This is a genomic window from Klebsiella huaxiensis, from assembly GCF_003261575.2.
In the GTDB taxonomy this organism is placed as follows: domain Bacteria; phylum Pseudomonadota; class Gammaproteobacteria; order Enterobacterales; family Enterobacteriaceae; genus Klebsiella; species Klebsiella huaxiensis.
In genome coordinates this window covers 5,642,656-5,655,884 of sequence record NZ_CP036175.1, presented here as the reverse complement: position 1 = coordinate 5,655,884, position 13,229 = coordinate 5,642,656, and the positions used below count along the sequence as shown (strand labels likewise).

The window sequence follows — 13,229 nt, the reverse complement described above, 5'->3', positions numbered from 1 at the left end:
TAAAGAAGGGGTCTTATCATTTGTAACAGTAATCGATGATGTGTTATCAGTAAGTGGGTTATGCCTGGGAGGTATTATTATCTGAAGGTATTCACTAAGGGGATAGTACTATTGGATGGTATCCATTGAGCAATCATTGCCATCAGGTAAGAAATACACCATTCAATGTAGTCACAACCTGAATGTTTAGCACTCATTAAAAATCTATCATTAAGAAAACAGAATTGAATTGAGTCGATATTACCATTGACTAGTCCTCGTCAGGATAAAAGTGAAGATGATTAACATCAGTAATCTAATAATCATAACGACAGGGTGGTTACTGGTTAACAGTAACGTTTTGGGTGAATGGTCATGCCTGAAAATCAGCAGGTGAGTATCAATGGTTTATTACTGGTCTGCGTATTAGTGATGAGCGTTAAATGCTCAGTCAGTGAACTAACCTGTAGTAAGCCTGTCGGTATTGCTCTGTCTGCCTGATATTGACGCTTACAATACCTGTCAGTTACAGATACTACGGTGACCCGTTATCCCTGAAAGTTTTTTGATATGTGTAAACAAGGCCATTGGTAACGACTGTAAACGGGGCATTATCCGTGTTGGTGATAATAGTCATGATTGTATCGTAAACAGAATAACCCGATTGAGGTGACGTGGAATAGGGTGATTATCCTGGTAATCACCGCAAGCTATTTAATAAGTAATTGAGCGCTGTAGTGTCTTATACCGCCATAGCTTCCTGTGAGCCTGCATAAGCGCATTGAATAACACGATAGTGGAAATCTGTGGTTAGTATGAATATGGCGCTCCTGATGCGTTACAGGGCGTTTTAGCAGTAGTCCCGATAACGATTATTTATCGGGCTTATTGAACGGGGTAATAATATCATGACAGCAATGAGGGACTGGTACAGGGGCTCTTGCCCCGGGTATATACATCCCTCTGGGGTAATATTTGCTTTTCAGGGTAACCACAACCTATTTTGGGTCCAGGTCAATACAAGGGCATCGCAATCTTCAGCTGCTTCTGTAAGCCAGAATTGCAGCGACTTAACAGTTTCGATCTTCGCTACTGGCCTGACATTGCCGGGATCATTCGCTCACTGGGGATGGAAGAGGTGGAGGTAACATTCAGGGATGAAGCGACAGAGGCAATTATCAACGCCCGCAGACCTTCACAGACGGATTTCTTCAGAGCGTTATTCGATAACATCAGTAACCAAAAAACCGGGGATTACTACGCCTTGTCACGGAGTTTTAAACTCTCCGATACAGCACTGGCGACGATTTGTAATATCACCCGTGATTTGCCACCCGATGAACTCGTTGACGCCGCTTATGTCAAGCGTACCCGCCATCGTCTAACGGGAAGACTGTTTTTTCGCAGCCTTCGGGTCACCCGGCATTAGAACCGATTTCTGAGAGGCGATTACCCTTTACGCAATCATTCTGCCAGCCACGATATTTTACTGAAGCCAGCCGTCTCTGAGGGATCGACTGGCGGACTCGCTGAAGGCAATAAGTTTTTTTTAACAGCACCGGTAATGGTTATGAACGATAACCCACCGGAGTCCATTTTAATGAGTTACACATACGACCCTTACTGGCAGCAACGCATCGCTGATACCTTCAGTTGCGCTCTTAACGCTTACACCCGCTTACTGGCCCTGCGTGTTGACCTCCGTCTGCCGGATACGCCAGCGGCCACCGATGCTGCTGTTATCTCCCGCTTCACCGATTCCCTGAAAGCCCGGATTGATGCCCTTCAGACGCGTCAACGTCGCGAGGGCAAACGCGTCTGGCCGACCACGCTGCGTTTTATCTGGGCGCGGGAGTTTGGTGAAATCAAAGGGAAGAAGCATTACCACGCGGTGCTGTTGCTGAACCGCGATACGTGGTGCGGACCGGGAGATTACAAAGACCCGGATTCGCTTGCAGGTATGATTAAACAAGCGTGGTGCAGCGCCCTGAAGGTGGATGCACAGGCGCATGCCGTTCTGGCTCGTTTCCCGGCGAGTCCAGTCTCATGGTTGACACGTGGCGATGGTGCTCAACTGCAACAGGCCCTGTCGCAGGCGGCCTATTTAGCCAAGCTGGAGACCAAAATCACCGGTGACGGTGAGCGTAACTTCGGTTGCAGCCGTGGCTGAGCCAGACATATCTCGATTCATCAGGCCTGATTGTGCGGGCCGGGTAATTTTTTACAACGTTCCCCTATCCTCTGAGGAGAACCGGTAACCCCATGATTCAACCACCACCGGACGTCTCCCGATAGCCATATCCTCAGAGGGAGAAAAATACCATGACCACGTTGAATACGAATATTAATGCCAGCCTTGACACACTGCTTTCAGCTCAGGACCCGCTTATCGACATGACCTTTATCACCACGTTTACCGGGATGACCGACAAATGGTTTTACAAACTGATTGGCGACGGGTTGTTTCCGAAACCCATCAAGCTGGGGCGCAGCTCCCGCTGGCGCAGAAGCGAGGTGGAAGCCTGGATGCAGCAGCGTATTGCTGATTCCCGTGGCGTCTGAGCAGGGAGGATATCTGAATGGAAAAACGACGCCGCACTCAGCCACAGGCCATCCCGGTTCGCTGGACGTGTCCCCGTTGCCGGCGACAGTACTGTGGCGCCAGACCCTGTCCCGTTTGTTTCAGACCCACCGACGCACCTGCACAACCGTAACCTTTCTGTATTCCGGTGCCGACCACCAACCGTACCGACCCGCTAACGCATAACTGAACCGCCATTCACCCTGCCACGCTGCCCGTACCGGGACGGCTGACGCCTGCGTGTCGTCTGGCGGTAAGGAGAGTACCACTATGTATGCAAAATCGTTTATGGCTCTGGACGGCAACGGCCGTCTCACGGGAGCCATAACCGCGCAGACCGCGCCGTATGACCGCTACAGCTGCCATCTGTGTGCCAGTGCCCTGCAGTACCATCCTGAATACGACACCGAACGTCCGTGGTTTGAACATCATGCAGCAAAGCTTTCGGAGAACGGTCGACAGCACTGCCCGTATGTAAAGCCCGGGGTGAGGGAGACCCGCCATATCCGGCAACTGCAGTCTTATGTACCGGAAGCCCGTCCCCTGGTTTTCTACGCAGACTGGCACTGTCACGGCTGCGGCAGTGATTACCACGGTGAGCGCTACTGCCTCACCTGCCGGACGGGCGAGCACAGTGATGTGCGTGCTGATACCAACCGGATAGAGGAAGTGACGGCATGCGCATGCTGAAATGTTATCTGGCCAATGACCGCGAAGGCCACTTCGCGACAGCCGGGGAGGCCGTGAGTGCGCCGGGGCAGATATGGAGCTGCGCGTCCTGCGGCTGTCGACTGGTGCTCCATGCGGGGACATACGGGGAGCCGCCGTGGTTTGAACATGACCAGCAGAGCGTGGCCCGGCATGTGCTGATGGCCTGCGCCCACCTTGACCCGGAAGTGAAAACCGAAGCCCGGCACCGAAAGCTGCGCAGTCTCATCAACGGGCTGGAAGCGACGGTAATGGTGCTCTCCTGGTACTGCGTGTGGTGCGGCGACCATTACCAGGGCGTGAAGCACTGTCCCCGGTGTCTGACTGGTATCTACAGCATCGAAGAAGCGCACTGGCAGAGAAACTACTGCTGCAGTACCAGATAGTTCCCCGTCTTTATGAACCAGATACCGCCGTAGAGGCGGTGTCCTCCCTGATTTAACCTAAAGAGAGTCTGCATTATGAATCATTCTTACATACGGGCGTCTGATGCTGTCAGCGCGGATGCCGTCAGCACGCGTGCATTTCTGCAACAGGCCGTTGACCATTACCCGCGACTGGCGGCATTCAGCTTTACGCTGGCGCTACCGTATCGTGAAGCCATGAGCGAATACCGGTCATTGATTCTGCGTTTTCACTCTGAAGTCTGGCAGCGCACCGGCGAATATTCGCGCCAGCGTCAGCAGGCACGACATCGTTCACTCCCGACGCTGTTACGCTGGATATGGGAGACGGCCAGCGCACCGGAGTGCAAAATGGTGCTGCTGCTCAATCTCGATACGCTGGGTACAGGGCGAAACCTGCAACTGACCGACAGTGCGCCTCCGGGGCTTAACGCCATCATCGCCGACGCATGGCAAAAGGTGACCGGTACCGCCTGCACTGACGGTGTAACGAGTATGACGCAGATCATTATTAACCGCGTCGCTCAGGGAGTCTTCGCAACACCCTTTAACCAGCTTACCGTGCATGTTAAGGCCATGTCAGAGCCAATAGCAACGGCCAGAACGGGGATGATTTGTCCGTGAAAGTAATAGCTTCTCTAATTAATGGGGGAGTTATCCAGGTCTTCCCCGGTGTCTGCAGCGCCGATATAATCCCTGAATGAAAAAAGCTCACGATACCTTACCCCCGGAACAAACCGTCACAGCACTTGCGCATTTCGCCTGGTGCGCCCTTGTCGCCTTACGTACCGCTCAGCAGGATGGTCAGGCATTGTCGCCACTCAGCACGCATGCATTTATACTGCGCTGGTTAACGGTGGCGTATAAGCAAAAACGGTTTCCACGTGCAATCGCATCTGATATTGAGGGATTGCTGACGCTGGGGCGTAACAAAGGCCTTGCCGCCAGCTTATTCAGTCGTCTGGAATATCTGTGGTCTTCGTGCACCGGACCGGTGTCAGCGCAGTCGGATTTGTATCGGCTGACGTACGCAATTGAACAGCTTAAATCGCGGGGCTGGGTCAATGCAGCGGTGAGTGACAGGGACTGGGACAATGAAACGCTTCTGGCCCTGGAATACAGCGATGCGAATGCACTGCTGGTAAGGAAGTCGGCACTGACCTGCGGATTTTCGGATGGAGGGAAACTCGTTGCGCCGGTTGAGTTTCTTGTGAATGGCGACTTGTCAGCCTGTATGGCTGTTTTTGCGGCTCATACACTGTCGGCTGTCATGCTGGAGTCGAATCGGATCGTGTTACAACCTTGAGCAGTAAAACAACCGTTCTCAACCCGCAGCAAAGCTCATCACTGTCCACGTCTGTCTTTCTGTAAACCGAACGGGTGTTGTTCCTGGTCGCGCTAATGCACCGGCGGCTGAGATATTCATATCGCTGGTACAGGTATGAGATATGCGTAAAGTCCGGGCGTTGCAATTCCTTTAATCTGAAAAAAAATAAATAAGCCCGGTTTACGTGAATAATAAGAAATGATGGAAACCTGAAACTGTCGCCAGTTTTTCACATGCTCAGTCACGTCCAGCTTCTCAATTTCTGATAAAAGTACAAAATCAGATATTTCACGTGACTGGTGATATTTTGTACAAATATACACCCTAAGCCAAATTGATCATTTTCTGTACATCCTTATCCCGCGGGGCCTGAAGGGTTATGGTGTAAAATTTTTATAAATCAGAAAGATGATATTTTTTTTGTTAAAAGCCAGGAATGTAAATCTTTGTTACATTTTTTCATTTTCGATCTGGCAGGGAACGTTCCCAAACTCCAGCCATTGGGCCTTATCCGAAATTTTTCATTTCAGACAAATACCCAGAAAATACAGTGTCGACATGCTGGTGGATGGAATGCGCCCGCTTTTTTTGGTTCCGGGATTTTTATTTACGTCGGATGACGCGAACCGGAAAGTTGTTCTGGCTGGGTAATTTTTTCTTATTTATTTTTCACTGGCATTGACCGTTTCTATCACTCCATAGAACAGGGACAGCCATGTCTAATTCTTCCTTTCAGTCCGAAATCCCTAAAGCGCGTATTAATTTAAAACTTGATTTGCATACCGGTGGTGCGAGCAAGAAAACGGAGCTCCCCCTGAAATTGCTCGTGGCGGGCGACTTCAGTAATGGTCAGGAGTCTGCCCCTTGTCTGAGCGCAAAAAAGTTGATTTGAATAAAAATAATTGTGATTCTGTCATTTCTGAATATTCCCCAAAAGTCAATCTTACCGTTAAAAACACGCTTGCTGATGATGGCAGTGAAGACAACATCAGTCTGACCTTCCGGAGCATGAAGGACTACCAGCGTCGGTGAGACATCCGCGTCATACAACTCTTTGAACGCAGCCACTATCTCACGGGTGGTCATCCCTTTGGCGTACAGTGACAGGATTTGGTTATCCATCCCGGTGATCCGGGTCTGGTTTTTCTTCACCAGTTGGGGCTCGAAGGAGCCGTCACGATCGCACGGCGTACGCAGTTCCAGCGGGCCATCGCCGGTGGTAACGGTTTTTGTGAAATAGCCGTTGCGGGAGTTGGCACCCGGTTTAGACTGATGTTTACCGTAGCCGAGGTGATGGAGCATTTCGGCGTTGAGGCGGCGCTCAACGTTGATTTTTTTCAGCAGGCGATCGAACTGGTTGAGATCGTCAGGGGTTTTGAGATTTTTGGTCAGTTCGTTAGCCAGAGCCTACAACTGTTTTTCGTCCATAAAGTAACCTGCTTTTGATGTTGAATTGAACATATCAAAATCAGGCAATTACACAAACTTGTGTACAGGCTCCATACAGCTAACCCGGCCCGTCACATCGTAATGTCAACCCGTAATGCATAACATCATGCAGCGTTCCATTAATGAGTCGGGAATCATATTCAACCTTCTTGAATCGCCACGGGTAATCTAGACACTTCCGAGCCGTTGATGGACTGACCCCACCCCGGTAGACGATCCTGCCCTATAGTAACGAGCGCATGGCAGACATGTCCCCGTTCTGGATGCTAAATGTTCTGAACAGCGCCGAACTGGTACTGGGGCAGTATCAGCGCCTGCAGCACAGCCCGCCAAGTACTGTGGTTCCGACCTTAATGGGGGCCGCCAGCTGTCAGTAAAGGTCAGTGTCTGACCCCGGAGACACGCGGACAGCCAAGCACCTACCAATCATCTGCTGGTCCCGCGCTAGCAAATCAGCCAGTTGCGTAAAGAAATGCGGCATGTTGTGCCGCTGGTTCTGAATGGTCAGGTTGGCAGCGCGATGACGAATGACATGCTGCCGCAGGCGGCTATCCCGGGAGAAGGGGGAAGGTCTGGCGTGAGTCTTCAGCGGTGAGCTCAATTGCTGCATGGGTCACTACCTTCGCCATATCTTGAGCATACTACCGGAGTAGTCCAGCAACAAAGTGGCCGAACTACTTCCATGGAACGTGGTTCTTCCCGATAAATAATCGTCAATACGGCGCTCGTTTAACGCTTACACATTAAATATTAATTAAGCCTGATTGGATGTTTTTCATTTTTTTTAATTGGTGTGCTTGACCTTCCAGTAACATCAACCTTTAGCCTTGTAAGAAATTGCTACAGCGCCGTTTTCGGATGGGCCGGGGCTGCCTGTGGCGTATGAAAGGATCACTGTTATGAAAATGAAAATTGGGGTTCTGATTGTGTCGGCCGCAATCATCGCCACTGCCGGGATTGCGTTTGCCCGGGATAGTGGCGGCAACGATGAGCCGGCCGCAGCGGCCGCACCTATGGCTCCCCAGGTTCCCGTAGCCGAAGTGCTCTCGCGTCAGATAGTCCCTTCGGCAGAGTTTACCGGTTCATTGGCGGCCCCAAAAACCGTAGAGCTACGCCCACGCGTTGGCGGTACCATCGACGCTGTCAGCGTACCTGAAGGCAGCATGGTGCGTCAGGGGCAGCTGCTGTTCCAAATTGATCCTCGTCCATTCCAGGTGGCTCTTGACAGCGCGCAAGCACGACTCAAGCAGGCAGAAGCGCTGGCTATCCAGGCCAATCGCGATTTTGAACGAGTTGGTCGGCTGGTGAACAATGGCGCGGTATCCCGGAAAGATTACGATGACGCCGCTTCTACACGTCATGCTCGTCAGGCTGAGGTGCAGGCTGCAAAGGCCGAGGTTGCGGCGGCGAAACTGGACTTGTCTTATTCGCGCGTGGTGGCACCGATTACCGGCCGCGTGGATCGCATGCTGGTGACTGAGGGAAATCTGGTCAGCGGCGGTGGTACGGGATCTGCGACGCTATTGACAACGATTGTTTCCGTCAATCCGCTATACGCTTACTTTGATATTGACGAAGCGACGTTCCTTAATTCAGTCAGCAAGGCACGTCCTGACGCAGTTAACAAGGTGGAAGAGCGTTTACCCGTGCATGTTGGGCTGGCGACAGAAAAAGGTTTCCCGCATCAGGGAACGCTCGATTTTGTCGGGAATCAGATCGATCGTAGTACCGGTACTGTCAGGGTACGTGCCGTAATCCCTAACGACGATGGGAAACTGACGCCAGGTGCCTTTGCCCGCGTGCAGCTGGCCACCGGTGCGGCACATCAGGCGATTCTGATTGACGATCAGGCGATAGGGAGCGATCAGGGACGCAACTATGTCCTGGTGGTGGGTGCGGATAATAAGGCGCAGTATCGCCCGATTGAGCTGGGCGCGGTGGTTGATGGTTTGCGCGTGGTCAAGAGTGGCCTGAAAGCCGGTGAGAACATTATTATCAAGGGGCTGGTGCGTCCCGGTATGGCGGTGACGCCGCGTTTGACCCCGATGCAGGCTTCTGGCGCGTCGGTTAGCGAGGGGGAAAAAGCCGGCTCCGTTGAAGGGGGAGGCCAATAATGAAATTCCCACACTTCTTCATCCAGCGGCCTATTTTCGCGATTGTGTTATCGGTGTTTATGCTGATAGCTGGCGCTCTGGCTTTCTTTCAGCTTCCGCTGAGTGAATACCCATCGGTAACACCGCCTACCGTGCAGGTTTCGGCAAGCTACCCTGGTGCTAACCCTAAGGTGATTGCTGACACCGTTGCTGCTCCACTGGAACAGGCAATCAACGGGGTGGAAGGCATGTTGTACATGAGTTCCCAGATGTCTGCCGACGGTCGAATGGTCTTGACGATTTCATTCCGGCAGGGAACCGACCCCGATATTGCGCAGATTCAGGTGCAGAACCGGGTTTCTCGGGCCTTGCCGCGCTTGCCGACTGAGGTGCAGCAGATCGGTGTCGTGACGGAGAAAACGTCACCGGATATCCTCATGGTTGTGCATATATTTGCACAGGGCGATCGCTACGATCCGCTTTATGTTTCCAACTATGCCATGTTGAACGTGCGTGATGAGCTATCACGCTTGCCAGGTATTGCCAGCGTCACGCTTGGGGGCGAGGGTGAATACGCGATGCGCGTCTGGCTGGATCCGACCAAAGTCGCTTCCCGCGGTTTGACGGCCAGTGATGTGACCGCAGCAATTCGTGAGCAGAATGTCCAGGTCGCGGCCGGTTCTGTCGGTCAACAGCCGAACAGCTCCTCAGCCTTCGAAGTCAGTATCAATGCCCAGGGGCGTCTGACCACCGTTGAGCAGTTTGGCGATATCGTGATCAAAGCTGGCGCTGACGGGCAGGTTACCCGCCTGCGCGATGTTGCGCGTCTGGAATTGGGATCGGACAACTATTCCCTGCGCAGCCTGCTGGACGATAAAAATGCCGTGGGTATGCACATCGTTATGACGCCAGGCGCCAATGCGCTGGACGTCTCTGCCTCGGTTCGGGCGACGATGGCGAGGCTGCAGGCCAACTTCCCGGAAGGTATCGAATACCGTATCGCTTATGACCCGACAGTGTTTGTCAGCGCCTCGTTGAAATCAGTGGCAATGACGTTGCTGGAGGCGACGGTGTTGGTGGTACTGGTGGTGATGCTGTTCCTGCAAACCTGGCGGGCTTCGATCATCCCTCTGGTCGCGGTACCTATTTCGTTGGTCGGTACTTTCGCCCTCATGTATTTGTTCGGCTTTTCGCTCAACACGCTGTCGTTGTTTGGTCTGGTGTTATCGATTGGTATCGTTGTCGATGATGCCATTGTGGTGGTTGAAAACGTCGAACGGCATATTGCACAGGGCCGTTCTCCGAAAGAAGCGGCAAGAAGGGCCATGGACGAGGTGACTGGCCCTATTTTAGCCATTACTTCCGTTTTGGCTGCTGTGTTTATTCCTTCTGCGTTCCTGTCAGGATTGCAGGGGGAGTTCTATCGCCAGTTCGCGCTGACCATCGCCATTTCGACGATCTTGTCTGCGATCAACTCGTTGACGTTGTCGCCGGCGCTGGCATCGGTTCTGCTTAGACCCCATCAGGATATGGCGCAGGCCGACAGGTTGACGCGCATCATGGATCGCGTATTCGGTGGTTTCTTCCGTCGCTTTAACGCTTTCTTCGATAGATTGTCGAACAACTACGTTGGCGCAGTCCGCCGGGCCGTACGCGGCAGTATCATCGTGCTGGTGCTGTATGCCGGTTTCCTGGGCCTGACACTGTTGGGGTTCCAGCAGGTTCCTAACGGTTTTGTGCCCGCTCAGGACAAATACTATCTGGTTGGGATTGCTCAATTGCCTTCCGGCGCCTCGTTGGATCGCACGGAAGCCGTAGTGAAAGAGATGTCCCGAATTGCGCTGGCGGAACCTGGAGTGGAAAGCGTCGTGGCGTTTCCTGGGTTGTCGGTAAACGGCCCTAACATGCCTAACTCCGCATTGATGTTTACCATGCTGAAACCCTTCAGTGAACGTAAGGATCCTTCGCTGTCTGCCGAGGCTATTGCCGGTAGCCTGATGGGGAAATTTAGCCAGATACCTGACGGTTTTGTCGGGATCTTCCCGCCACCACCGGTACCGGGGCTGGGCAGCATGGGAGGATTTAAACTCCAGATCGAAGACCGGGCAGGGCTTGGCTTTGAAGAGCTGACCCGTGTTCAAGGGATGGTTATGGCGAAGGCCATGCAGGCTCCTGAACTGGCAGGGATGATGGCCAGTTTCCAGACCAACGCACCTCAGTTGCAGGTTGATATCGACCGCGTCAAAGCCAAGTCTCAGGGCGTCGCACTGACCGATATCTTTGATACGTTGCAGGTGAATCTGGGGTCGCTGTATGTAAATGACTTTAACCGCTTCGGTCGTACGTATCGGGTGATCACTCAGGCGGATGCGCAATTCCGTATGCAGCCTGAAGATATCGGGTTGCTTAAAGTGCGTAATGCCGCGGGTGACATGATCCCACTGGGAACGCTGGTGAACATTACCCGTACCTCTGGACCAGACCGTGTTATGCGTTACAACGGTTATCCGTCGGCGGATATTACCGGTGGCGCAGCGCCTGGCTACTCCTCCGGACAGGCAACGGCAGCTATTGAGAAGATCGTTAGTGAAACGCTGCCTGAGGGAATGACATACGAATGGACCGATCTGACTTACCAGGAGAAGCAGACTGGCAACTCGGCGCTGTATATCTTCCCGTTGGCGGTGTTCCTGGCGTTCCTGATCCTGGCCGCACAATACAACAGCTGGTCGCTGCCGTTTGCGGTGCTGTTAATTGCCCCAATGGCATTACTTTCCGCGATCGCCGGGGTTTGGCTATCGAATGGAGATAACAACATCTTCACGCAGATTGGTTTTGTGGTGCTGGTGGGACTGGCGGCGAAAAACGCAATCCTGATCGTCGAGTTCGCTCGCGCCAGAGAGAGTGAAGGCGTCGATCCTCTGGCTGCTGTGCTGGAGGCCGCTCGCCTGCGTCTGCGCCCGATACTGATGACCTCGTTGGCATTTATTGCGGGGGTTGTGCCTTTGGTGATCGCGAGCGGTGCCGGTGCGGAAATGCGTCATGCCATGGGGATTGCCGTGTTTGCCGGGATGCTGGGGGTGACGCTGTTCGGACTCTTGTTGACGCCAGTGTTCTATGTCGTGGTCCGTAAGCTGGTTATTCGCCGGGAAATCAAGCAGGCACAGCGGGCAATCAGTGATTCACGGCCATGACGGGCGGAGAGAGAATAATGAAAGCAGAGTATGAAATGAACCATCGTATTAATAAACTCTCGGTGCTGGCGATGGCGCTGGTATTGGCCGGTTGTACTATGGCGCCGGACTACGAACGGCCTTCTGCACCAACGAGCTCAAGCTATCCTTCGGGAGCGGCTTATGCTCAGGGAACAGTTTCAGCGGCTCAGACTGCCGTGGCTGATATCGGTTGGCGCGATTTCTATCGTGATCCGTTGTTGCAACAATTACTTGAGGTCGCGTTGGCAAACAACCGCGATCTGCGCAAGTCGGTGCTGGATGTTGAGGCCGCGCGGGCTCAGTACCGGATCCGTCGTGCCGATATGTTGCCAACACTGAATGTGGATGCGGGCGCTACCGTGCAGCGTCTGCCCGCAGATGTCAGCCCGAGTGGTACAACGCAGATAACGCGGAGTTATGACGTTAATGGTGCGGTGTCAGCCTGGGAGCTGGATTTGTGGGGACGGGTTCGTAGCCTCAGCGATCGGGCGCTGGCAACGTACCTGGCGTTGGATGAAACACGGATTGCGGCAAGGCTGAGCCTGCTCGCTGAGGTGACAAACGCTTATCTGACGTTGCGTGCGGATCAGGAGTTGCTGCAACTGGCTCACGATACGCTGAGCACGCAAAAGAGGACTTACGCATTGACCCAGGCGCTGTTTGATGCGGGTAATGCAACGCAAATTGATTTGCGGCGCGCAGAGATTGCGTTGCGTACTGCGGAAGTCAGTCAGGCTGCTTATACGAGGGTGGCGGCGCAGGATCGCAATGCACTGGTTTTGCTTTTAGGGCAGCCATTGACGGCCGAACTCTCGGCCAGCCTGGATAAGGCGAATACCTTGCCCGATGACATCATCCCTTCCGCGTTGCCGGCGGGCTTGCCGGCAGAATTGCTGGTGCGTCGTCCGGATGTCCGTGCGGCAGAGCAGCAACTGCGTGCGGCCAATGCCAATATCGGGGCCGCTCGCGCGGCATTTTTCCCGGCAATCAGTTTGACAGGATCGGCTGGTACGGCCAGTTCGAGTCTGGACGGGTTGTTCGAGCCGGGGTCAGCGGCCTGGAGTTTTGTTCCGCAAATCTCGTTGCCTATTTTCCGGGGAGGCGCTCTGCGCGCCAATCTGGACCTAGCCCAGGTACAAAAGCGCATCGAAATTGCGAATTACGAGAAGGCGATTCAGGTTGCCTTCCGCGAAGTGGCTGATGGCCTGGCGGGCAGACAAACCCTGGACGATCAATTCCGTTCAGAACAATTGTTGGTGCAGGCCAGCCAGGCTAACTATGAATTGGCCTCACAGCGCTTCCGGGCCGGTATTGACGATAATCTGGCGGAGCTTGACGCGCAACGAGCGCTGTTCAGTGCACAGCAAACTCTGGTTCAGACCCGACTGGCGCGAATGAGCAATTTGGTCAATTTGTATAAAGCGCTGGGGGGCGGATGGACAGAAAGCTCTCCGGCTAAGCCATAACTCTCCG

10 protein-coding genes and 3 pseudogenes are annotated in these 13,229 nt (G+C 53.4%); 12 read left to right on the top strand and 1 reads right to left on the bottom strand.

Annotated elements, in window-relative coordinates:
- Window positions 1-1,039: 1,039 nt before the first annotated feature.
- The 8 genes and pseudogenes from DA718_RS26980 to tssB form a co-directional block, all read left to right on the top strand.
- Entirely contained in the window at window positions 1,040-1,408 is a 369-nt protein-coding gene (locus tag DA718_RS26980; protein WP_009652475.1) for a hypothetical protein, read from the top strand.
- Between the two features lie 171 nt (window positions 1,409-1,579).
- Window positions 1,580-2,149, top strand: a complete 570-nt coding sequence (locus DA718_RS26975; RefSeq protein ID WP_016154452.1) for an inovirus Gp2 family protein — start codon at window positions 1,580-1,582, stop codon at window positions 2,147-2,149.
- A 152-nt stretch (window positions 2,150-2,301) separates the two neighbouring features.
- On the top strand, window positions 2,302-2,541 hold the full coding sequence (locus DA718_RS26970; RefSeq protein ID WP_112216314.1) for a helix-turn-helix transcriptional regulator: 240 nt from the start codon (window positions 2,302-2,304) through the stop codon (window positions 2,539-2,541).
- Between the two features lie 289 nt (window positions 2,542-2,830).
- Entirely contained in the window at window positions 2,831-3,250 is a 420-nt protein-coding gene (locus DA718_RS26965) for a putative zinc ribbon protein (protein WP_016154451.1), read from the top strand.
- A complete protein-coding gene (locus DA718_RS26960) occupies window positions 3,238-3,654 on the top strand; it encodes a putative zinc ribbon protein (RefSeq protein WP_009652429.1) in 417 nt (138 codons plus the stop codon). The genes DA718_RS26965 and DA718_RS26960 overlap by 13 nt, the downstream gene beginning before the upstream one ends.
- A 75-nt stretch (window positions 3,655-3,729) precedes the next feature.
- Window positions 3,730-4,296: a YagK/YfjJ domain-containing protein gene (locus tag DA718_RS26955; protein ID WP_009652434.1), complete on the top strand. Its 567-nt coding sequence runs from the start codon at window positions 3,730-3,732 to the stop codon at window positions 4,294-4,296.
- Between the two features lie 76 nt (window positions 4,297-4,372).
- Window positions 4,373-4,978 (top strand): DUF2913 family protein, encoded by a 606-nt coding sequence (locus tag DA718_RS26950; protein ID WP_009652485.1) that lies wholly within the window; start codon window positions 4,373-4,375, stop codon window positions 4,976-4,978.
- A gap of 736 nt (window positions 4,979-5,714) precedes the next feature.
- A pseudogene (gene tssB / locus DA718_RS26945) lies at window positions 5,715-6,019 on the top strand (type VI secretion system contractile sheath small subunit); the annotation flags it as partial.
- Here the strand turns inward: tssB and DA718_RS26940 are convergent.
- Window positions 6,017-6,403 (bottom strand): annotated as a pseudogene (locus tag DA718_RS26940) (transposase); the annotation flags it as partial. The pseudogenes tssB and DA718_RS26940 sit on opposite strands and share 3 nt — an antisense overlap.
- Before the next feature lie 272 nt (window positions 6,404-6,675).
- Here DA718_RS26940 and DA718_RS30545 point away from each other — a divergent pair.
- From DA718_RS30545 to DA718_RS26920, 4 genes and pseudogenes are all read left to right on the top strand, one after another.
- Window positions 6,676-6,801 (top strand): annotated as a pseudogene (locus tag DA718_RS30545) (hypothetical protein); the annotation flags it as partial.
- Window positions 6,802-7,347: 546 nt separating this feature from the next.
- Complete coding sequence (locus DA718_RS26930; protein WP_009652401.1) at window positions 7,348-8,562, top strand: efflux RND transporter periplasmic adaptor subunit; 1,215 nt, start codon at window positions 7,348-7,350, stop codon at window positions 8,560-8,562.
- Window positions 8,562-11,735 carry an efflux RND transporter permease subunit gene (locus DA718_RS26925; protein ID WP_009652455.1) on the top strand — a complete coding sequence of 1,058 codons (3,174 nt, stop codon included), beginning with the start codon at window positions 8,562-8,564 and terminating at the stop codon, window positions 11,733-11,735. Before DA718_RS26930 ends, DA718_RS26925 begins: the two co-directional genes overlap by 1 nt.
- 17 nt (window positions 11,736-11,752) lie before the next feature.
- Complete coding sequence (locus DA718_RS26920; RefSeq protein WP_009652383.1) at window positions 11,753-13,222, top strand: efflux transporter outer membrane subunit; 1,470 nt, start codon at window positions 11,753-11,755, stop codon at window positions 13,220-13,222.
- Window positions 13,223-13,229 lie beyond the last annotated feature (7 nt).